This window comes from Methanobrevibacter sp. UBA412 (assembly GCA_002495685.1).
GTDB classification, from domain to species: Archaea; Methanobacteriota; Methanobacteria; order Methanobacteriales; family Methanobacteriaceae; genus Methanobrevibacter_A; species Methanobrevibacter_A acididurans.
The window spans coordinates 63726-87106 of sequence record DAGJ01000008.1; the positions used below are offsets into that span (position 1 = coordinate 63726).

Below are 23381 nucleotides of genomic sequence, written 5' to 3' on the forward strand. Positions count from 1 at the left end.
AATTAAAATTATTATAAAAGATTTGTTTTAAAGGAGTAAAGAACTAATATGTTAGAAACAAATGTTTGTGGATTAAATTTTAAAAACCCATTGTTACTTGCTGCAGGAGTAATGGGTAGTCATGCATCCTCTCTAAACTGGATATTAAATTCTGGTGCTGCTGGGGTTGTAACTAAATCATTTTCCATAGAACCTAATCCTGGTTATCATAATCCAACAACTGTACCTGTTGAAGGTGGTATAATTAATGCTATAGGATTATCTAGTCCTGGTGTTGAGAATTTTAAAGAAGAATTAGAACAAATAGATTCTAAAGGTGTTCGTGTTGCATCTATTTATGGTGCTAGTCCTGAAGAATTTTCTTATCTAGCTAGTGAAATTGAAGATTTAGTAGATGTAATAGAATTAAATGTTTCATGTCCTCATGCAATGTGTGGTTATGGTTCTAGTATAGGTCAGGATCCTGCACTTACTGAAAAAATTGTTAAAGCAACTAAGGAAAGTTGTAATATTCCAGTTTGGACTAAATTAACACCTAATGTTACAAGTGTGAGTGAAATAGCTATAGCTGCAGAAAAAGGTGGTTCAGATGCAATTACTCTTATTAATTCTTTAGGTCCAGGTATGAAGATTGATATTAAAACAGGAAACCCTATTCTCTCTAATAAATTTGGTGGAATGAGTGGTCCTGCAATTAAACCTATAGCTTTAAGATGTGTATGGGATGTTTATGATAGTGTGGAAATTCCAGTTATAGGTGTAGGTGGAATAAGTAATTATAAAGATGTTGTAGAATTCTTATATGCTGGTGCTAGTCTTGTGCAGATTGGTACTTCTATAATGGATTATGGTCCTGAAATTTTCAAAACAATTAACACTGATTTAAAAGAATTTATAGAAAACAGTGATTTTACTTCCATAAATGATATGGTTGGTTTTGCACATAAAAAAATATAAAGAAAATATTAATAATGGGGAGAAATTTATAATGAAAAGTCCAGAAGTTTTAGAAATAAAGGAAATCATAGAAGAAACTCCTACAATTAAAACTTTCATATTCGATTGGGAAATGGAAGGAGAAAACATTCCTTACCCTGGTCAATTTTTAATGGTGTGGAATTTTAAAGATGAAAAACCAATGAGTATTTCCCATATGAATTTTAAGAATAATGAAATAGGATTTACTGTTAAGGCTATAGGTCCATTTACTAATAATATTCACACATTAAAAGAGGGGGATAATTTAGGTATCCGAGGACCTTTCGGTAATGGTTTTAATTGTGATTTTAAAGATAAACACATTCTTGCAGTTGGTGGAGGAGCTGGAATGGGTCCATTCATACCATTTTCTGAGGAATGTATTAATAATGGTGGAGAAGTTGATGTAATATCTGCTGCAACAACTAAAGATGAATTATTATTTGTTGAAGAATTAGAAGATTTAGGTGTAAATGTATATACCTGTACTGATGATGGTAGCTGTGGATTTAAAGGCTTTGCAACAGATCGTGTTAATGATTTATTAAAAACTAATCATTATGATTCTGCAGCTGTATGTGGTCCAGAAGTAATGATGAAACCAATATTTGATTTATTAGAAGAAAATAATATACCTGCACAATATGATATTGGTAGATATATGAAATGTGCAATAGGAATTTGTGGTCAATGTTGTGTGGATAATACAGGTTGGAGAGTTTGTAAAGACGGACCAGTTTTCAGTGAAAAACAATTAAGACAAATAACTGAATTTGGAAAGTATCAACGTGAACCATCTGGAATTAAACAATATTATTAAAAAATAAGAATTAATTTTTTTCATATTCTAATCTAAAAAAAAGTGAATAGTTGGTTTTAAAAAATGGATATAAATTTCTCAAAAAAATTAACATTACCTATAATTGTCATAATTATACTTTTAGCATTATCTTTTTCAGTTTTAATGCCAGTATTAAATATGATACTTTTAGGTGCGATATTTGCTTATGGTTTAAGACCTATTGCTAATCGTTTACAATCTAAAATTAAATTTAGTTCTATTAGTACTATTATAGCAGTATTACTGGTTTTAATACCTTTAATATTATTATTAGTTTATATAGTGTTTATTATTAGTGGTTTTGCAATTAATTTTTTCAATTCAAATCATGCTACATTTACTAATTTTAGTTCAAGCCAATTATCTCCAATAGTTGCACAAGTTTTACCTGCACAGTATCATGCTAACATAGGATCTATTACAAATAGTTTATACTCATCAATAACAAATGGACTTCATTATGTTATTAATTATTTCATAGGATTAGTTAAGAAAATACCTTATATTTCATTAGAATTATGTGTATTATTCTTTTCAATGTATTATTTTACAAAAGATGGGGATAAATTCTGGGCATATGTACAAGCATTCATCCCAACTGAAAGATCAGAATTCTTTAATAATATGTTCTTTCAAATAGAAAATGTTTTAAAAAGCATATTCTTTGGACATTTCTTAACAGCTATTATAATTGGTATTATTGCAGGAATTGGATTTTATATATTAGGATTTCCTTATGCATTATTCTTAGGAATATTAACTGGAGTATGTCAATTAATCCCAATCTTTGGTCCATGGATTATTTATATCGTACTTGTAATTTGGGATTTAATTACAGGTAATTATCCTAGAGCTATCATAACCTTATTATTCGGAATCTTTTTAAGTTTATCTGATATGTATATAAGACCAGCATTATCCAGTAAATATGCTGATATTCATCCTTTAATACTATTTATAGGATTCTTATCTGGACCATTAGTATTTGGTATTGTTGGATTTATTTTAGGTCCATTATTCTTAGGAATAACTTATGCGGTTTTAAAATCCTTTAAATTAGAAATAGAAAAACAAGATAAGGAAAAACAATTATTAGAAGAATCTGGAGAACCAGGAGGGGGATAAATATGGAAAAACGGAAAATGATTGTAACTGATATAGATTACATAACACATGAAGACAAACCTGTAATTCGCCTTTTTGGGAAAATCAAAGGAGATAAGGAAGGTCAAAATATAATAGCATTAGATGGAACATTTGAACCTTACTTATATGTGATTCCTGAAGGGAATATTGAGGAATGTATTCTTCAAATAGAAGATGAAATAGAACCAATTAGAATTGAAAAACTTATTAAAAAAGATTTTCAAGTAGAGAAAGATTTTTTAAAAGTATTCTTTAAACATCCTCAAGACGTTCCTAAAAAGAGAGACATGTTAAGAGATTTAAATCTAGTTAATGATTTACGAGAACATGATATACCATTTTACAGAAGATATTTAATTGATAATGATTTATATCCTATGGGAGTAGTTGAAGTTGAAGGTGAATTAGTAGATTCTTTCCCTACAATTGATTCTAATAATAAATCCCTTGAAATCATGAAATTAGATCATTCTCCAGTTATGTCTGATAATGCTTATCAAAATTTCACTATATTGAGTTTTGATTTAGAAGTTTATAATCCAAAGGGCATGCCTAATGCAGATAAAGATGAAATAATAATGATAGGTGCTGCAAGTAACACTGGTATTAATAAAGTTATTAGTACTAAAGGGGAAAATATTGATTTTGTTGAAACAGTATCTAGTGAAAAAGAAATGATTGAATCATTTGTAAAACTTATTAAGGATAATAATTTTGATATTATAGTTGGTTATAATTCTGATAATTTTGATTTCCCCTACCTACGGGATAGGGCTAAAATTTTAGGTGTTGATTTAGATTTAGGTATGGATGGTTCTTCACTTAAATTTTTAAGAAGAGGATATACTAATGCTGCTACAATTAAAGGTTTAATTCATGTTGATTTGTATTTAGTAATGAGAAGATACATGAATCTTGATCGTTATACTCTTGAGAGAGTTTATCAGGAATTGTTTGGTGAAGAGAAAATTGATGTTCCCGGGGATAAGATTTTCATGTACTGGGATAGTGATGGTGAAGAATTAGATCGGTTATTTGATTATTCTCTTGATGATACTGTTTCTACTTTAAAAATTGCTGAGCAAACATTACCTATTAATCTTGAATTGACTCGTGTTGTTGGTCAACCTTTCTTTGATATTACTCGTATGGCTACAGGTCAACAAGCTGAATGGTATTTGGTTCGTAAAGCTTTTGAAATTAATGAGGTTGTTCCTAATAAACCTACAGGTAAGGATTTTATTAATCGTAAACATGAGAGTAATGTTGGAGGTTATGTTAAACAGCCTGAGGTTGGTTTGCATGAGAATCTTGTTCAATTCGATTTCCGTAGTCTGTATCCTAGTCTTATAATTAGTAAAAATATTTCTCCAGATGTTTTATATCATGAGGATGATTCATTTGATTCTTTAGTTGATGATGAAATTGATAAGGAGGATTATTTTATTTCTCCAGAACATCATTATATGTTTAAAAAGTCTCCTAAAGGTTTCATTCCTTCTGTTATTGGTAATGTTTTAGATGAACGTACTCGTATTAAAACTGCTATGAAGAAAAGTACTGATTATACTGAGAAAATGATGCTTGATGTTCAGCAACAAGCTTTGAAAAGATTAGCTAATACTATGTATGGTGTTTATGGTTATTCTCGTTTCAGATGGTATTCTTTTGAGTGTGCTCAAGCTATTACTGCTTGGGGTCGTGAGAATATTAAGGATGCTATGAAGTTTGCTGAGGATTATGGTTTTTATGCTATTTATGCTGATACTGATGGTTTCTATTGTAAGTATTGTCCTGATAAAGATTAGGGGGATTATTATTTAAAATTTAATATACTTTTTCTCTTTTTTTAATACTTTTTTTTGTTTAAAAATTTTTTTCTTAATTAATTTCATAAAACCTATTTTTCGAAGTCTTTGTAAGTTGTTTTATTTCAATCTGATGATTGATTATTATGAATGTTTAAATAAAAATGCCATTTTTTATTTATCACATCTTTGTTTTACTCACTTGGTACTTTTAAATTAAAATATTTTAAAAGCTTTACATATATTCAATACATATATTTTTAAAATTACCAGAAAAGTAGTGAAATTAAATTAAAAAAAAGGGATTGCTTAAAAAAAGTAGAAATAAAAAAAATAATAATTAATTGAAGAAAAATTATGCAGCGTAATCTTCAATATCTATATCAATATTTTTACAAATATCATTTAAAGTATCAAATAAAACAGGGTCTAATTCCCAACCATTAGCTAAATTACCTTTAACTCTATCAACTTCAAGAGATCCAGGAATAATACCATTATCTGCTCTAATTTCATCTAAAAATTTATCTGTTTCATCGTTAAATTGTTCTTTACCAACAAATTTTTCAGGATCTATAGCTAAGAATAAATCTCCTTTAGTACAATCTTCACTACAAGTAGCGGTTCCTTTAACTCCAGTTCCAATACCTGCATTTACAAGTGCTCCTGTTAAAATTTCAATTAAGAATGCTAACCCGTATCCTTTGAATCCTCCAAATGGTAAGATTGAACCTTCAATTCCTTTTGCTGGGTCGGTGGTTGGGTTTCCATCTTTATCTAAAGCTGTTCCTTCAGGTATGGATTCACCTTTTCTTCTTGCTTCTAAAAGTTTTCCTCTTGCTGCAACACTTGTTGCCATATCGAGAGCAATATATGTGTCTTCATTTGGAATACCGATTGCTATTGGGTTAGTTCCTATTAAAGGTTTTTTACCTCCGAATGGTGCGATTGCAGGTTCGGTGTTTGTTATAACTACTCCTATACATCCTTTTTGTGAAGCTAAATCTGAATAATAACCTGTTACACCGAAATGATTACCATTGTGTGTTCCTACGATTCCTATTCCTACATTTTTAGCTTTTTCAATTGCTAAATCCATAGCTCTTCTTGCTACGTATTGTCCAAAAAGACTATTACCATTGATTAATGCCATAGCTTCTGTTTCTCTTTCAATATCTATGTCACCTTCAAGGTTAATGGTTTTAGCTTTAAATCCTTTAATGTATTGTGAAAATCTTCCTATTCCGTGGGAAGTGAATCCTTTTAAATCTGCATCTACTGTAGCTTGTGCAACTATATCTGCTTGGTTTTCTTGGGTTCCTAATTTAATTAGGATGTCAGTAACTAATTTTTTTTCATTTTTGGCATTAAGCTTCATTTATTATTTCTCCAATTTTATTATTTTTTTTTAGTATTCTATGTTTGTATTTTCGAAGGTTTTTATTTTTATTTTGTCTTCAGATATTACTTTTCCAATTTTGTAGGCTTCTACATCTTTGGATACTTCTTCGATTATTTTATCTGCTTCTTCTTTTTTTGCAATGATTACAAAACCGATTCCCATGTTGAATACTTTGTACATTTCTTTTAATGGTACGTTTTGTTCATATATTAATTTGAATATTTCTTGTGGTTCTGGAAGGTTGTTGATTTCGAATCCTATTCCTTTTTTAAGTCTTTGTAGGTTTGTGAATCCTCCACCTGTAATGTGGGCTAATCCGTGGATGTTGAAATCTTTTTTGAATAAATTTACTATTGGTTTTACATATAATTTTGTAGGTGTTAAGAGTTCTTCTCCAACTGTTTTGTTGGTGTTTGGTATTTTATCATCTACTTTTAGCTCTGCATCTTCAAATATTGCTTTTCTTGCTAGGCTTAATCCATTACTGTGTATTCCACTACTTTTTAATCCTATTAATGTATCTCCGATTTCAATATCTTTTCCACTTATTATTTTATCAGTATCTACGAATCCTATTCCTGTTCCTGCTAAATCGAAGTCTTTTATTATTTTTGGTAAGGATGCTGTTTCTCCACCTATTATGGATATGTTGGATTCTTCTGCACCTTTAACTAATCCGTCTGCTATTTCTGATGCGGTTTCGGGGTCTGGGTTTTCTACAGCTAAGTAATCTACTAGTGCTATTGGTTCTGCACCAACACAAAGAATATCGTTAACTACCATAGCAATACAATCTATTCCTACAGTATCGTATTTATTCATCATTTTAGCGACTAATATTTTACTTCCAACACCATCAGTACTCATTGCAATTGCTTTATCACCTAATCTTACTAAAGCTGCAAAGTGTCCACTATCAGTTATTATGTCTCTTAATTCTAATGTTGGTTTTAGTTTTGAAGCTAATGCTTTAACGGTTTCAGCTTCTAAATCTATATTAACACCAGATTCTGAATATGTAACCATTTATTCACCTTTTTAATTATTTTTTTTTAATTATTTATAATTTTTATAACATTTTTTATTTTTGTATTAATTATTATTTATATTTATAAAAAAAAGTTTTAATAATTTAAATAATTTTAGTTTATTCTGTATTTGTTTTTTAAAAAAAGTTTTAAAAAAAATTAGGAAAAAAATTTTTTTTTTAATCCTAATTCTTTTATTTTTTTATTGTAATCTTGTTGCTTCAAGATTTAATGGAGTTTTTGTTTCTATTTTATAAGATCTATGAACACTACTTGCAAGGTCCACAGTTTTATATGGGTCTCCGTGACACATTATTATTTTATCTGGTCTTGGATGTATTCTTTTTGCAAATTCCATTAATTGTCTTCTGTTAGAGTGTCCACTGAATCCTTCTACAGTTTTTACTTGCATTCTAACATTGTATACTTGAGTTCTACCTTCATCGTTTTCAAGTGGTATTTCTTTCATTCCTTTTTGGATTCTTCTACCAAGTGATCCTTCAGATTGGTATCCTACAAATACTATAGCGTTTCTTTCATCTTCACTTAACCATTTGAAGTATTGTACACTGTTTCCTCCAGTTAACATACCACTAGTGGATAATATGATACATGGGTCTCCTTCAACAATATCTTTTCTTTCATTAATGTTTTGTACTTTGACAAAGTAATCTGAAACAAATGGGTTTCTACCCATATGGAATATTTGATCTCTTAAGTCTTTACTTAAGTATTCTGGTCTTGCTGTGTGGATTGCTGTTGCTTCCCATATCATTCCATCAATGTAGATTGGTACTTCATCTATCATTCCTTGACGCATGTATTCTTCAAGAACTATCATTAATTCTTGTGCTCTTCCTACTGCAAATACTGGTACTAATACTTTTCCTCCACGATTTAATGTTTGGTAGATGGTTTTCATTAGTTCTTTTTCTGCTTTGTTACGTGATGGTTGAACATCTTCATGTCCACCATAAGTACTTTCCATTACAAGTGATTCACTTCTTGGGAATCTGGTTGTTGCTGGTTCAAGGAGTCTGCTTCTTTCGTATTTGAAATCTCCTGTGTATACCATGTTATGTGCACCGTCTCCTATGTGTAAGTGACTCATTGCTGAACCTAGGATGTGTCCTGCATTATGGAATGTTAATTTTATATCTGTGGTGATATCTGTTACTTCACCATAATCTAAGGTTATACTGTGTTTTAATTCTTTTTGAACATGTTTAACATTGAATGGTAATGGATTATCTTCTCTATGTGCAATATCTATATGATCTAATTGTAGTAAGGTCATTAAGTCTCTTGTTGGTGTTGTGCAGTATACTGGTCCTTCGTATCCATAATGGTAAAGGTATGGTAAGAATCCACAATGATCTAAGTGTGCGTGTGATATAATTACAGCATCTAAATCTTGTATTGAGAATTCTGGAACATTTAAGAATGGGAAAGCTGTTTTTTCATCAGGTCCTGCTACATTCACTCCACAGTCTAAAAGCACTCTACTGTTTGGTGTTTGTAATAACATACAGGATCTTCCAACTTCTTTGAATCCTCCCATACTTGTTAATCTTGCCCAATCATTATCATATTTTACGCTTTGATGAATTCTTGAACCTAATTCTGTTAAGTTTTTCTTTCTTTCTTTACTACTGCTTAATATTGTGTTTCGAACTCTTCCAATTATTTCTGATTTGATTGGTGGTGTTCTTAATATTTTTGGAGCCCATCCTGTTTTACGTACAATATCTCTTGATGTTACCCCATATTTTCCAATTACAAGTCCTGGTTTTTGTGCTTCTATTATTACTTCATTGGTTACATCGTCAAATGAAACATTTGTAATATGTGCATCTTCAGGAACTATTTGGTTTATTGTTTCAATTGTTTTTTCTGGTTCCATTAGTACGCTTTTATCGGAACGTATAATCATCCGTTTTCTTAAGTCTTTGGCTAAGTTTCGAACAAGATCACCATTGTCAGTTATTATTTCCGGATTTTTTGTGTAAATAACAACTTGTGGACCTTCAAATTCGATTTTAGCAACTTGTACCTTTTCTGGTAATCTTTCGTTTATTGTTTTTTTAATATCTTCTAATGATTCTGAAGCCATATAATCACTTCATAAAATAAGTTTTATAGTGTAGATAAGGTATAGAGTATAAATTTTACCCCTATTTTTACTTTAATTAAATTTTAATCTTGTATCATTTTTTTGTATAGAAAAATTTTAAGGTTTTTTCTAAAAAAAATTAATTTAATAATTATAATTTATTTAATTAATTCTTATTCTTTTTAATGTAAAAAGGGTGATTTTTATTTTAATTTAATAAAAAAGAGTGGATAAAAAAGATAAAACAATAATATAATCTTTTGGTATTGTTAATCGTGTTATTTTATCACTTTTATTATACTTCTATTTCACACCGTTATATGTAAAAAATAGTTTTTTTAATATAAAAATTTATAAAAATAATCTGTATTTCGAATTATTTTTTATTTTAACTGATTTTTTTTACTTTCTTTTCAACTTCCTTACTATCTAACATTTTATAACCATCTTTAGTGACGGTTGCTACTAAAAATCCATTTCCACTGTAAACATCTCTTTCAGTAGCTGCTTTAATAGCTCTAAGAGCTAATTCTATACCTTGGTTTGTGGTTAATTTTGGAGTGTAACGGTCTTCAAGAACACCGTAAGCAAATGTTGAACCTGAACCAGTTGATATGAAAGTATCTTTAATCATACCACCAGCTGCATCTAATGAGTAAATAGATGCTCCATCTTCATCTACTCCACCAAGTAATATTTGCACATAAGCTGGGGTGGAATGTAAAATGTTTGATGTTACTGCTGCAGCAGCTTCTATATTCATATCTTCTCCGTTTCGTAATTTGTATAATGAAACTTCTGCACTTATAACTTTCATTAAATTTTGAGCATCAGCTACTGATCCTGCAATAGTTGTAGCTATATTATCATCTATTTTAAATATCTTTTCAGCTACTTTGTGAGCTACTAAATTTCCCATACTAGCTCTTCTTTCACTTGCAAAAACAACTCCGTCTTTACAGGTGATTCCGACAGTAGTTGTACCTTTTAAGATTTTTTCATCACTCATTTAAAATACACCTCTGAGTAAAAATTGTTTATTAAATATTTTTTTTATATAAAATTGATTTATTATTTTCTAAAAATTTTATTCTAACTAAAAATTAGTACTTTCATGCTTTTTATAGTTATTGTCTTTAATAAAAATGATGAATTAATTAAAATAAAATTAGAATTAATGTATAAAATATATTTTGAGTTAACTTTAGTTTTATTAAAATCTTAAACATTAACTTAAGATTAGTTTGTAAAATCTAATATATAATAGTTTCTAATTACTTTCTAGATTTAATAATTTATTTATATAAATTTTCATTATAAATAAATATATAAGTCATAAAATTTTTATAGGGAGGGTAATGTTTCTTGAAGTATAAAAAAATTGGTAAAATATTAATTTTAGATAAGAATTCACCTACAAGAAAAGAGGACAAGGAGTACTTAGAATCATTACTTGGAAAGTATAATGTTGAATCTATTGTTAAAGTCGAATCTATTTCTGGTCAAATGAGAGAACCTAACCTAGAAGTTTTAATAGGAAATACAACTGAAACAATTCATAAAGAAAATGGGTGTTATTTTAAACTTGATTTAAGTAAAGTTATGTGGGCTAAAGGGAATAATAATGAACGTTTAAGAATTGCAAAATTTGTTGGTGAGGGTGAAGTTGTTTGTGATATGTTTGCAGGTATAGGTTATTTCACAATACCAATAGCTGTTTTAAGTAAAGCTCAAGAAATTATTGCTATTGAAATTAATCCTAATAGTTACAAGTACTTATTGGAAAATATTAAATTAAATAAAATAAATAGTAAAGCCGGTTACATGAGAGTTAATCCAATTTTAGGGGATTGTGCAAATGAAATTCAAAACTTTAAGGCTGATCGGATTATTATGGGTTATGTTAAAACAACACATCATTATTTAAAACCAGCTATAAATAGTTTGAAAAAAGGAGGAATACTTCATTATCATGAAACAGTTCCTGAAAAATTAATTAACACTCGACCTGTAGAACGTATAAAGGAAATTGCTGGATGTAGGGAAGTTACAGTTTTAAATATTGTTAAAATTAAAAAATATTCTCCAGGTGTTTGGCATATTGTTGTTGATGCAAAAATAGATTAAAAAAAAAGAAAAGTATAAATCCATATAAATTCTATTTTTCCATACTTTTTAAAAGATTATTAGCCTTAGCTAAAAGATTATCATTTAAATATTCAGGGTTAATATATTTTTTATAAATTGCTAATCTTTCCTGTAACTGGTAACCTGCATCAAAGGTTAATCTTTCTAATTGATTAAAAGTGGGCCAAGGACTAGTAGGATTTACATAATCATCAGTTAAAGGTGAAACACCACCCCAATCATCAGTTCCGCAAAGTAAAAATATTTGATTAGTTTCAAGATTAAGATTAGGTGGAACTTGTATACTAAGTTCATCCTTAAAAATTATTTTACTTACACAAACTGTTCTAATCATATCTAATAGGGAAGGTTCACTATAATCACACATTTCAATACCTGGACTAGTTGTGAAATTTTGAATAATAATCTCTTGAATATGACCATATTTGTCTTGTAAATCTTTTAATGTAAGTAAAGATTCTGCAATTTCCTCTTTAGTTTCACCAATTCCAATAAGTAATCCAGTAGTGTAAGGAATTTTAAGTTTACCTGCATTTTCTATAGTTTCTAATCTAATTTTAGGATCTTTTCCTGGACTTTTTTCATGTGCAATTGTTTCCATTAAACGAGGGGATGAATTCTCAAGCATCATACCCATTGAAACATTCACTTCTTTTAATTTTTGTAATGTTTCATATGAAAAATTACCAGCATTAGTATGTGGAAGTAAACTTGTTTTATCTAAAGTCATTTTACAGATACTATAAATATAATCTCCCATGTTAGAATAACCTAATTCTTTTAATTTATCCTGCACTGCTTTTTCATTATCTGCATCTTCACCCATTGTAAATAATGCTTCTTTACAATTAAATTTCTCAGCTTCTTTAAGTAATTTTAAAACTTCATCAGGTGTTTTAAGTATTATAGTATCTGGATTTAATGGATCCTTTTTAAATGCACAGTATCCACAATTATTCTTACAAACTTCAGTTAAGGGGATGAAAACATTTTTACTAAAACTAATCTTATTAGTGCTTCTAGTATTTGCAAGCTTCATTAACTCAAGAATATCATTTTCTTTAGTGTTTAAGAGACTTACTATGTCTTTTTTGCTTAAAGTTTTATTTAAAATATTAGGATTTATCATTATAATATAACCCATTCAAAAATTTTTTCATTTAATTTTTAAACAATTTCTGTGTCATCTATTTTTGATAGTACTGTTTCAACATACATTGGACCCATATCATTTTTATCTTTCCAAGTGGTTACTAGTATATCTACTCCAGGGATTGTGAATAATTTCATTTCAACATCAGCACCTAATGCTTCATAATCCTTTTTCATACGATTTAATCCATTAGTATCGGTTCCAGTTGAAATTTCTACTTCAGATCTGATATGTTGATCTGCAGTTACTATGAATTCATTTGCTTTTGCTGAGTTTAATTCAATTTCTTCACCATCGAAGAATTTCATTATTCCATCTAATTTTTCTGGCATTGTTTTATATGAATCTCTTAGTGTGGATTTTCCTCTAACTATTAATAATTCATCACTAACGAATGCTGCTCGTGATCCTTGAAATGCTTTATAATAACCCATTACATCTCCAGCAAGTACTTTTAAATCTATCATATTTTTTCACTTCTAAATTATTTTATTATATTTATATAGTTTTTATAGTATTATAAAGAAAAAGGTTTTATTATATATTTCTTATTTAAAATTTTTAAAAAAAGTTTAAAAAAAATGGAGTACATTTCTTTTTATTAATTATTTGCACTCCATTTATTTTAATATTTATAATTTTTTTTTAGAAGTTTATCTCTTCTTTTAATTCACCCATAGTTGCAATTCTTTCTGCAAAAGCATTGTGTCTATGGATACTTTCTTGATTTACTTGTCTTGCAGTTATTAATGTATCATCATCTAAATATGAGAATTTTTGTAAGATTTTTTCAATCATGTTTCTTACTACATCTTCAACAAAGACAGGTTTTTCATGTGCATTCATTACAACTGCATTTTCATCAGGACGTTTTAAGAGTTCACAGACTGGGGAGCTCATTGATTCTTCAATGAGGTTTATGATTTCTTCCCCTTTAACCATTTGGTTTTCTGGAACTTCTATTAGTACGGTTCCCACTCCTCTTTGGTTGTGTGATGCAAATGTTACGGTATCTAAAACTTTTTGTGTGGTTTCTTCATCTAAGAATTCTAATAGTTTTATTTTATCTGCTTCCATTACAGATTCCTGTGCACAAGGACAAACGGTCATTCCAACTACTTCAGCACCTATACTTTTTCGTATTGTGATTTTACCGTCTTTTGATCGTGTTCCTACAGCTTTTGCTATAAGTTTTGTCATTTCTTGTGTTGGTTTTTCTGTTACTGGAGATTTACGCATCATCATGTAATCGCTTATCATTCTTACTTCTGCTCTTGTAGAGTAAGTATGTTTTTCAAGCATTTTACTAACGATTTCTGCACAAATTGATTCTACTTCGAAATTACTTGTTTCAATGACTTCTTCCATAACTTCACTAATAGCTTCAGGATTTCTTGACATATGAATTCCTTTTTGATCATTTGGAAGATCAACGAAAGCATCAAATGTTGGTAATAATATTATTGGTCTTTTTTTACCTCTATTTAATTTTAAAAGTTTTTTTACACCTGTAACTCCTACTCGACTTAATTCGATAGGAATTCTAGGTGTGTCATCTTGAGTGTCTGGGAAACAAACTACCAAATTCTACACCTCTAATTTTATGTAAAATAATCTTTTCTAAGTGATATTGTATCATATAGATTTTTTTTTAAAGATTATTTTAATTCTTTTTTTTATTTACTTAATTGGTATTCTTTTATATTTATCTATATTTTTTTTATGGTTTGTTTAAATTCTAATTAAATAAATATAAATAATAACTAAAAGTTTTTTAAATTTCTAATTATTATTTATATCGGTTTAAAAAAAAATCATTTTTATAATTCAATGATAAGAATTATATTTAATAAAATATTTTCTAAGGGTGCATTGAATTATTTTTTTCTGATTCTTTTTATAATATATTAGCTGAACCCATATCTTCTTTTACAACATTTAACACTGTTTGTGTGTATGTTCTTTCAATTCCTGGTTCTTTTAACATTTCTTTAATGAAATGATCTAATTCGGAGGTGTCTCGGAATTTTGCAATTAAAAATGCATCATATTCTCCGGTAACATCGTATATAGCAACTACGTTTTTATTGAATGCTGTTTTGTTTTCCCAGTTTTCTAATTTTCCACCTTTAACTTTAACTCCCACAATACTGGTTAAGGTGAAACCAAGTTTATCATGTCTTAAGATTGGTGCAAATTTACTTATAACACCTGTTTTAACCATTTTATCAATACGGTTATGTACGGTACCTACAGATATTCCTAAATCACGGGATATTTGTCTGTATGATATTCTTACATCATCGTTTATTATTTTTAATATTCTTACATCAGTGTCATCTAATTTAACAATTTCATCGTTAACATCAGTTACCATTTTTTACAACCTCTCTTTTTTTATGTAATAATTTATTTAAAATTTAATGTTTTATAAATTTTGTTCAAGAAAAATTTAAAACATTTGTTTAATTTTATTATTTTATAATTAGTATTAATGTTTTATAAAACTTTTTATTTTGAGTTTTTTTTAAGTTTTTTTTATTAAGTTTTTTGGGGTTTATTAAGTTTTTTGATTGTTTTTATTTAATATTTTTATATTTTGAATATTATTTTTTTGTTTATTTTTACTTATAATTTATTGGTGTGGTTTTGGTGGGGATTTAACTTGTTTGGATTCTTTTTGTATTTTTTTTAATTTATTTTGAAAAAATAGGTTGTTTTTATGTTTTTTTCATTGAATTTAATAGTTTATTATAATTTTATAAGTTTTTATTATTAATCTATTAAATTTTTTTTAGATTGTTCTTTAATATAAAAACTTTTATTTTGCTTTAAAAGAATTTTTTAACTCTTAAATCATAATATTGAATAAAATATATTAAATTTGCTTAAAAATTGGAAAAATAACGATTTTTGAATAATTTTTTTCGGATTGAATTAATTTAATTATTTTATATTTATCTTATTAACTAATATCAAAAAAGAAGAATAAATTATATAATTAATAATTAAAAAAAATTTTTTTTTTATTCTTTTAAAAGTTCTAAAATAATATTTTTAATATCCTCAATACTTGCATCAGTTCTAATTCCTAAAGGTGAAAAATGTGTTCTAACTGCAATATAACCATTATTTTTAAGAGTGTCTAATATTTTATCTAATTTCGGAGCACTAACCTTAAGGTTTCTGCAGATTACATGTATATCATAAAATCCAACAGGAGTTTCAGCCTCATTATAACAAGTATTTAAAAGTTTTAAAACTTCTTCTTTAGTATTTAACTCTTTATCATCACTAATACTTATCATATCTTGAATAAATTCCTTATTTTGTATTTCACCTAACCACATTGGTCCTGCAATAGTTAATTTCCCTCCACAAATAGGACAATTTCCTGGAATATTACTAGCTAGACCATAAATTGGTTCATGATGTAAGCAATTTTTACAATGAGCCATATACCCAATATTTTTTAAGGATTCATCAGTAGCACGTGATCCCTTTTTAATATATAAATACATTCTCATATAATGTTCACTACTATGTGACATTAAAACAGTAATATACTTTTTATACTTAGCTAAAGTAAGAGCAGCAAAACCTGCAAGAATACGTATACCATTCTCATGACAATATTCACTTTTAAATGGTTTAGCATTATACTTACGTATACAAGGTTCTTTATAAGTACCACAAAGTGCACTAGTATCAGTTGCAGTTAAACATAGTAAACTGTTACGTTTAATACTGTATCCTGCAGAATCAACAAAATAAGAAGGTGTACCAAAAGGATCAATATCAATAATATCAAATTCTCCTCTATGATTACGTAACATTACACTAGCTTCTTTTTGATAAATATTAATATCCACATTATTCATATCAGCATTGATTTTAGTGAATTCATTAGCTAAACTACTAATATCATTAACACTGACCTTTCCAATATTATCTATCTCTTTTTTGTAACGAACACCACGTATTCCACTTCCACCGAACACATCACAAATATCAACTTCATGATTTAAGATTTTCTGGAAAGCTTGAATAGCTAAAATTGAAGTATCTCGATTAAACTCCATACGAGGATTATAGAATACAGGAGCATCTGATGATACTTTATCGAATTCTGGAAATTCAATTTTAACTAAACCTTCATTTATAATTTTTAAATCATCTTCACTATATTCCATTTCTTTTTCTTCTAAATTTTCAACCATCATTATCACATATTAATTATATTTAATTTAAATTTTTAATTCCAGAAAATATTTTTATAAAATAAAAACAAATATTAACTTAATATAATTTATTTAAGTACAAATAATTTATAACTTTTTATATAAAAAATCATAATTCTAAAAAAATAAAATTTAAGAAAAACATGGAGAATAAATATTATGGCAAATAATCAAATTTCTATAGCTAAACCTATAATAGGTGATGAAGAAATAAATGCAGTAATAGATGTGATGAAATCTGGAATGATAGCCCAAGGACCTAAAGTGAAAGAATTTGAAGAAAAATTCGCAGAATATGTAGGTGCAAAATATGGGGTAGCAACAAATTCAGGAACTGCTGCTTTACATGTAGCAATGTTATCTGCAGGTTTAAAACCAGGTGATGAAGTTATCACAACACCATTCACATTTGTAGCTACTGGAAATTCTGTATTATACACTGGAGCAAAACCAGTATTTGTTGACATAGATCCTAAAACTTACACCTTAGACCCTTCTAAAATTGAAGAAGCAATAACAGAAAACACTAAAGCCATTTTACCAGTTCAATTATTCGGTCAATCAGCAGATATGAAACCAATATGTGACATTGCAAAAGATAATGATTTAATTGTAATTGAAGATGCAGCACAAGCTCATGGTGCAAAATATAATGGGGATGAAAAAGTTGGAAGTATTGGAGATATGGGATGTTTCAGTTTTTATCCAACTAAAAACATGACTACTAGTGAAGGTGGAATGATCACTACTGATAATGAAGAATTTGCTAAAAAAGCTAGAATTTATCGTGCTCATGGTAGTAGTGTTAAATATAAACATGATGTAATTGGATACAATTTCCGTATGACTGATATTGGTGCAGCAATTGGTCTTGAACAGTTAAAGAAAATCGATTCATTTAATGAGAAAAGAATTAATAATGCAAAATATTTAACTGAAGGATTAAAAGATTTAAAAGGCATTACAACTCCATTTGTACGTGAAGGTTCAAAACATGTATTCCATCAATACACAATAAGAGTAAGTGCTCAAAAACGTGATGAATGGGTTGAATTCTTTAATGAAAATGGAATTGGAAATGGAATACATTATCCTATACCATTATATGAACAACCTTTATATGAAAAATTAGGTTATAAACAAGATTTACCTGTAACTAAAGAAATTGCAAGTACTGTAATTTCAATACCTGTTCACCCAAGCTTAACAACTGAGGATTTAGATACAATAATTAAAGTTGTACGTGAAGGTTCAGAAAAATTTGAATAAAAAAAAGATTAAAGTAATTCTTGGAGAAGATTTTATAAAAAAGTAAATTTTAAAATCTTTTTCTCCAACTTTTAATTATACTATTTAAAAAAAATTAAATAATTCTTATTCTAACATATTATTTACAGTATTAACCTTATCATTTAATCCTCTTTTGGATAAATCTCTTCTGTCATCAATTTTAATAACAGTGTAGACACGATTAATATCTTGTTTAAAAACGGCTTCTTGAGCTTTACTTATAGCTTTATATAATTCATCATAAGATTCTGCTTCTATTAAAGTACCCATACCGGTTAACTGATAATTTAAACCAGAATCTTTAATAGATTGTACAGCAGCTGTTACAAATTCTTTACATTCAGTTCCATCATTCCCAACGGGAAGTATGCAAAAATCACAAGTTATCATAGACTATAGATATATAATTAAAAAGATATAAAGTTTTAACAATATTATCTTTTATAAAAAAAAGGGAATTATTAATAATGGCAGAAACACTTCAAAAAGATGAATTTAATAAAAAAATTTATAATAGGATAAATAATCTCATCACTGATTATAAATTAATTGAAGAAGGGGATAAAATAGCTATAGCATTATCTGGAGGGAAAGATAGTGTATTAACTCTTTATGCATTAAATGATTTTCAAAATAAGCTTGATTTTGATTTAGTTGCAATTAGTGTTGATGAGGGTATTAAAGGTTATCGTCAAGATGGTATAACCTCAGCAATAGATAATGCTCTAAAATTAGGGGTGCCACTTATTCAGAAGTCTTTTAAACAAGAAGAAAATTTTGATTTAGATGATATTTATGCTAATTTTAAAAGTGCATGTATACCTTGTGGAGTTTTTCGTAGAAATATTTTAAATAAAACAGCATATGATTGGGGTGCAGATAAGATTGCTACTGGTCATAATTTAGATGATGAAATTCAATCATTTTTAATGAGTTTTTCACGTGGGGATAATGTGAAATTTTCTAAATTCGGTCCAAAATTAAATCGTATTCATCCTAAACTTGTTCCACGTATTAAACCTTTATGGAATACACCTGAAAAGGAAGTTGGGATGTGGGGTGTTCTTAATGGGATTGAAATTCATTTTGCTGAGTGTCCTTATAGTAATCTTTCTTTAAGGGCTAAAATTAAAGAATTTCTTAATCTTGCTGAAGATGAAAATCCTGGTGTTAAAGAAAAAGTTATGGAGTCTTTTAAAAAAGATTTAGATTTTGATTCACCGGTTCCTATTGTTTTAAATGAATGTGAACTTTGTGGTGAACCAACATCTGGTAAAATTTGTAAAGCTTGTGAAATTATTGATTTATTAAAATAAACAATAAATTCTCCTTTTTTTTTTTTAGTTTCTTATTATTATAAATGCCATATATATAAGGAACATTACAATAAATATTATTCCTTCTTTTCTATCTAGTTCTCGGTCACCTGCAGAGAATATGTATAATGCAAATGTTGCAATTAACATTACAATAAGATCTATTAACATACTTGGACCAACGTTTATTGGGTGGATGAGTCCACTTAAACCTAATATGAATAGTATGTTGAATATGTTACTTCCTACAATGTTTCCTATTGCAATATTGTTTTCACCTTTCTTTATTGCAGTTAGGCTGGTTATTAGTTCTGGTAGGCTGGTTCCTATTGATACTATTGTTAATCCTATAAGGGTTTCACTTAAACCTATACTTAATGCAATATATCTTGAACTATCTACAACTAATTGTGCACCTATTATTATTGCTATTAAACTTATTATGGATATTATAATACTTTTAGGTAAGGAATATTTTGCTTTTTCAACTTTTGTTGATTCTTTTGATTTTCTCGCATCTCTTACTAAATATAATACATATAATATTATGAGTATTAAGAATATTAATCCTGTTATTCTACTTATTTGCCAGGTAAAGTATAATATTCCAGTTAATAGTAAGCTTGTGAATATTAAAAAGACCATGTCTTTTTTAATTAATTTTAAATCAACTTTCATTGTTGCAACAAGAGCACATATACCTAATATGAATAGTATGTTGAATATGTTACTTCCTACAATATTACTTATTGCTATTGCATTACTTCCATCTATTGCAGCTGCAACACTTACTGCTGCTTCAGGGGCACTTGTACCGAATGCTACTACTGTTAATCCAATAATTAGTGTTGGTACTTTCAGTACATTTGCAATACTACTTGCACCGTCTACGAAGTAATCTGCACCTTTTATTAAAAATAAGAATCCTACAATTAGTATTATTAATTGTATGATGATTTCTATCATTTGATAAACTCCATTTTTGGAATATAAAAAAAATTCATATAATTAGTATAAATTTTTTTAGAAAAATACGTTTGTTCTATATTTTTCCTGTACATTTATTAAATTTTTATAGTATATAATTTTTATCAAAAAAAAGTTAAGTGGGGGGTTAAAAAAAAGTAAAAAAATAAGGGATGGTGGAGGTTTTTTAATTTTAAAATTTTCAGTTTCTCATTATTATAAATGCCATATAAATTATAAAGAATATGATGAAAATTATTCCTTCTTTTTTGTCTAATTTTTCATCTAAATATGAGAAAACATATAAAAGTACTGTAGCAAGTATCATTACACATAAATCAATAATCATACCATGACCAACAACTATTGGATGGATAAATCCACTTAAACCTAATATGAAAAGTATGTTAAATAAACAACTTCCTACAATGTTTCCGATTGCAATATTGTTTTCACCTTTTTTCACTGCAGTTAGACTGGTTATTAATTCTGGTAGGCTGGTTCCTATTGAGATAATTGTTAATCCTATAAGGGTTTCACTCATACCTAAACTTAATGCAATGAATTTAGCACTATTTACAACTAATTGCGCACCTAAAACAATAGCTACTAAACTAACTATAACAATTACAATACTTAAAATTAGGGAGTATTTAGGTTTTTCAACAAATTTAGATTCTTCTGATTTTCTAGCATTATAAACTAAGTATGCAACATAGGCTACGATTAATATTAAAAATATTAATGCAACTATTCTACTGATTTGCCAAGTTAAAAACACAGCACCAGTTAAAAGAATACTTGTTAATAAAAGGAAAGGTAAGTCTTGTTTTACTAATTTAGGATCCACTTTCATTGTTGCAACAAGTGAACATAGACCAATTATTAATAGTATGTTGAATATGTTACTTCCTACTACATTACTTATTGCTATTGCATTACTCCCACTTAATGCTGCTGCAACACTTACTGCTGCTTCAGGGGCACTTGTACCGAATGCTACGACTGTTAATCCAATAATTAGTGTTGGTATTTTCAGTACGTTTGCAATACTACTGGCACCGTCTACGAAGTAATCTGCACCTTTTATTAAAAATAGGAATCCTACAATTAGTAAGATTATTTGTATTATCATTTCTATCATTATTGATAAACTCCATTAAGGGTTATGTTTAAAAGAGATAAAAGAATTAAGATTTTTTTTAATCTTCTTCTTCCTCTTCATTTTCATTATTATTTTTTTTATTTTTATCTCTCATTACAAGTACTTTGTCTATGTGGTGTCCATCAATAGCTAATATTTTAAATGTGAAATCTTCCCAATGGAAAATGTCTCCAGGTTCTGGAATTTTTCCTGTGAAACTTAATATGAAACCTGCAAGTGTTGTGTAATAATCATCTTCTTCTGATGGGAAATCATCATCTTCTAAATCATATATTTCAGCAAAAGTATCTATTGGGTATCTACCATCTATTAAGTAAGATCCATCTTTTCTTTTAGTTGCTTTTGGATCATTATTTTCATCAATACCTGGAATGTCTCCTACAATTCCTTCAAGTAAATCGTTTAATGTGATTAATCCTTCTAATGTTCCGAATTCATCAACGACAAGTGACATGTGCACGTATTCTTTGTTTTGTTTAAATTGTTTTAATAATTCCATTGATGGTAATTGATCTGGTATGACTAATGGTTCTTTTATGTTTCTTCTAAGTTCCATTTTGTCTTTTTTGAATATACTACTTAGTACATCTTTAGCTTGTATTACTCCAAGGAAATCATCTAGTTCTCCTTCTGCAATTGGGAATATTGATCTTTTACTGTCAATGATTCTTTCTTGGATTTCGTCTAAATCATCTTCTAAGTCTATCCATATGATTTCATTTCTTGGTGTCATTATCATATCGACTTTTTGCGCATCTAAACGGAATACTCTTTTAATTATACTTTCTTCTTCTTTTTCAATGGTTCCGTCTTCTATACCTTCTGCGATTAATAGTTTAACTTCATCTTGTGTTACTACATCATCTTCGGTTGGTTTGGAACCTATTAATCTTAATAAGAAATTGGTTGATCCACTTATAGCTTTTACTAATGGTTTGCAAATGGTTGTCATGTAGTGCATTGTTTTTGCACTTTTCATTGCTGATTTTTCTGGATCATTTAATGCAATACGTTTTGGGACAATTTCACCAATAAGTAAACTGAAATAGGTTGTAATTACTACAACTATTACAAATGATAATTGGGTTGCATATGGAATGTAAGGATTTAAGAATGCTGCTAATGGTTCTGCAAGTGTTGCTCCACCAAGAGCCCCTGTTAATATTCCAATTAATGTGATTCCGATTTGTATTGCTGATAAAAATTCGTTTGGATCTTCTAAAAAATCTAAAATGATTTTCGCGGTTTTATTTCCATCTTGTTCATATTTTTGTAATGTAATTTTTTTAGACGACACAATGGCAATCTCTGCCATAGATAAATAACCATTTAATAAGATTAAAATGGCTATGAATAATATTTCTAAGTATATAAAATAACTCATTTCTCTTCTGACCTTTTATAATATTTAATTTTTATGTTAGTGTTTTAAATCACTAGCTTTTTGAAAACCAGTACCGCCATATATGTCTTCTTGCATTTGACGAACGGTTTCTGCTGCATCTGCTTGTGTTTCAACTTTTTTAAAGATTCTTCTTTCTTTAACTTTTATAGTTTTTCCACAAGTGCATTTTCTTGTCTTTACACCTTCTTTTGCATATAAGACTCTGCCGCATCCGCAGCGAAAGATAAGATACATTTTATTTAGTCTTCTCCTTCAAATAATTTTTATATTTTTTTTATATTATTATGATATTTAGTTTTGTTGTAGAAGTTAATTAAAGTATTGATTTATATGGCTCTGTCAAAAACTTGTGTGCTAAATTTGGTTTTTATTTTTTATGTT

Annotated in this window: 21 protein-coding genes; 7 read left to right on the forward strand and 14 right to left on the reverse strand. The window is 28.2% G+C overall.

What is annotated here, in order from left to right; translation table 11 throughout:
- Positions 1-48: 48 nt before the first annotated feature.
- The 4 genes from BP997_RS02735 to BP997_RS02750 all read left to right on the forward strand — a co-directional run bounded on the left by BP997_RS02735 (position 49) and on the right by BP997_RS02750 (position 4773).
- Positions 49-957: a dihydroorotate dehydrogenase gene (locus tag BP997_RS02735; RefSeq protein ID WP_413824811.1), complete on the forward strand. Its 909-nt coding sequence runs from the start codon at positions 49-51 to the stop codon at positions 955-957.
- 31 nt (positions 958-988) lie between these two features.
- Positions 989-1798, forward strand: a complete 810-nt coding sequence (locus BP997_RS02740; RefSeq protein WP_413828778.1) for a dihydroorotate dehydrogenase electron transfer subunit — start codon at positions 989-991, stop codon at positions 1796-1798.
- A gap of 63 nt (positions 1799-1861) precedes the next feature.
- Positions 1862-2944, forward strand: a complete 1083-nt coding sequence (locus BP997_RS02745; RefSeq protein ID WP_413824816.1) for an AI-2E family transporter — start codon at positions 1862-1864, stop codon at positions 2942-2944.
- Between the two features lie 2 nt (positions 2945-2946).
- Entirely contained in the window at positions 2947-4773 is a 1827-nt protein-coding gene (locus BP997_RS02750; protein WP_413824819.1) for a 3'-5' exonuclease, read from the forward strand.
- A gap of 355 nt (positions 4774-5128) precedes the next feature.
- On the opposite strand, the gene comC is transcribed toward BP997_RS02750, so the two are convergent.
- From comC to psmB, 4 genes are all read right to left on the reverse strand, one after another.
- Positions 5129-6151 carry an L-sulfolactate dehydrogenase gene (comC, locus tag BP997_RS02755; RefSeq protein WP_413828780.1) on the reverse strand — a complete coding sequence of 341 codons (1023 nt, stop codon included), beginning with the start codon at positions 6149-6151 and terminating at the stop codon, positions 5129-5131.
- Positions 6152-6181: 30 nt separating this feature from the next.
- On the reverse strand, positions 6182-7201 hold the full coding sequence (gene purM, locus BP997_RS02760; RefSeq protein ID WP_413824824.1) for a phosphoribosylformylglycinamidine cyclo-ligase: 1020 nt from the start codon (positions 7199-7201) through the stop codon (positions 6182-6184).
- A 204-nt stretch (positions 7202-7405) separates the two neighbouring features.
- Positions 7406-9316, reverse strand: coding sequence for a beta-CASP ribonuclease aCPSF1 (locus BP997_RS02765; protein WP_409198427.1), 1911 nt, complete (start codon positions 9314-9316; stop codon positions 7406-7408).
- Between the two features lie 388 nt (positions 9317-9704).
- Positions 9705-10325, reverse strand: coding sequence for an archaeal proteasome endopeptidase complex subunit beta (psmB, locus tag BP997_RS02770; protein ID WP_413824826.1), 621 nt, complete (start codon positions 10323-10325; stop codon positions 9705-9707).
- A 356-nt stretch (positions 10326-10681) separates the two neighbouring features.
- Here psmB and BP997_RS02775 point away from each other — a divergent pair, with 356 nt between their 5' ends.
- Positions 10682-11443, forward strand: coding sequence for a class I SAM-dependent methyltransferase (locus BP997_RS02775; protein WP_413828782.1), 762 nt, complete (start codon positions 10682-10684; stop codon positions 11441-11443).
- Positions 11444-11474: 31 nt separating this feature from the next.
- Here the strand turns inward: BP997_RS02775 and cofG are convergent, their stop codons facing one another.
- The 5 genes from cofG to BP997_RS02800 form a co-directional block, all read right to left on the reverse strand.
- Complete coding sequence (gene cofG, locus BP997_RS02780; protein WP_413824866.1) at positions 11475-12503, reverse strand: 7,8-didemethyl-8-hydroxy-5-deazariboflavin synthase subunit CofG; 1029 nt, start codon at positions 12501-12503, stop codon at positions 11475-11477.
- 128 nt (positions 12504-12631) lie between these two features.
- Complete coding sequence (locus BP997_RS02785; RefSeq protein WP_413824832.1) at positions 12632-13084, reverse strand: DUF2120 family protein; 453 nt, start codon at positions 13082-13084, stop codon at positions 12632-12634.
- Positions 13085-13262: 178 nt separating this feature from the next.
- A complete protein-coding gene (mptA, locus tag BP997_RS02790) occupies positions 13263-14201 on the reverse strand; it encodes a GTP cyclohydrolase MptA (protein WP_413824834.1) in 939 nt (312 codons plus the stop codon).
- Between the two features lie 313 nt (positions 14202-14514).
- Positions 14515-14994, reverse strand: a complete 480-nt coding sequence (locus tag BP997_RS02795; protein WP_413824837.1) for an Lrp/AsnC family transcriptional regulator — start codon at positions 14992-14994, stop codon at positions 14515-14517.
- Positions 14995-15643: 649 nt separating this feature from the next.
- Positions 15644-16837: a tRNA (guanine(10)-N(2))-dimethyltransferase gene (locus BP997_RS02800; RefSeq protein ID WP_413828784.1), complete on the reverse strand. Its 1194-nt coding sequence runs from the start codon at positions 16835-16837 to the stop codon at positions 15644-15646.
- Positions 16838-17017: 180 nt separating this feature from the next.
- Between BP997_RS02800 and BP997_RS02805 the strand changes: the two genes are divergently transcribed.
- Positions 17018-18127: a DegT/DnrJ/EryC1/StrS family aminotransferase gene (locus BP997_RS02805; protein WP_413824843.1), complete on the forward strand. Its 1110-nt coding sequence runs from the start codon at positions 17018-17020 to the stop codon at positions 18125-18127.
- Positions 18128-18232: 105 nt separating this feature from the next.
- Here the strand turns inward: BP997_RS02805 and BP997_RS02810 are convergent, their stop codons facing one another.
- Positions 18233-18538 (reverse strand): MTH1187 family thiamine-binding protein, encoded by a 306-nt coding sequence (locus BP997_RS02810; RefSeq protein ID WP_413824846.1) that lies wholly within the window; start codon positions 18536-18538, stop codon positions 18233-18235.
- 77 nt (positions 18539-18615) lie between these two features.
- Here BP997_RS02810 and BP997_RS02815 point away from each other — a divergent pair, with 77 nt between their 5' ends.
- Positions 18616-19464, forward strand: a complete 849-nt coding sequence (locus BP997_RS02815; RefSeq protein ID WP_413824849.1) for a TIGR00269 family protein — start codon at positions 18616-18618, stop codon at positions 19462-19464.
- 24 nt (positions 19465-19488) lie between these two features.
- On the opposite strand, the gene BP997_RS02820 is transcribed toward BP997_RS02815, so the two are convergent.
- The 4 genes from BP997_RS02820 to BP997_RS02835 form a co-directional block, all read right to left on the reverse strand.
- Entirely contained in the window at positions 19489-20430 is a 942-nt protein-coding gene (locus BP997_RS02820) for a calcium/sodium antiporter (protein ID WP_413824852.1), read from the reverse strand.
- Positions 20431-20632: 202 nt separating this feature from the next.
- Positions 20633-21574 carry a calcium/sodium antiporter gene (locus tag BP997_RS02825; RefSeq protein WP_413824854.1) on the reverse strand — a complete coding sequence of 314 codons (942 nt, stop codon included), beginning with the start codon at positions 21572-21574 and terminating at the stop codon, positions 20633-20635.
- A 58-nt stretch (positions 21575-21632) separates the two neighbouring features.
- The gene (locus BP997_RS02830) at positions 21633-22979 is read right to left on the reverse strand and encodes a hemolysin family protein (RefSeq protein ID WP_413824857.1); all 1347 of its coding nucleotides are present in this window, start codon (positions 22977-22979) and stop codon (positions 21633-21635) included.
- Positions 22980-23015: 36 nt separating this feature from the next.
- Positions 23016-23234, reverse strand: a complete 219-nt coding sequence (locus tag BP997_RS02835) for a DUF1922 domain-containing protein (RefSeq protein WP_409198440.1) — start codon at positions 23232-23234, stop codon at positions 23016-23018.
- Between the last annotated feature and the right edge of the window lie 147 nt (positions 23235-23381).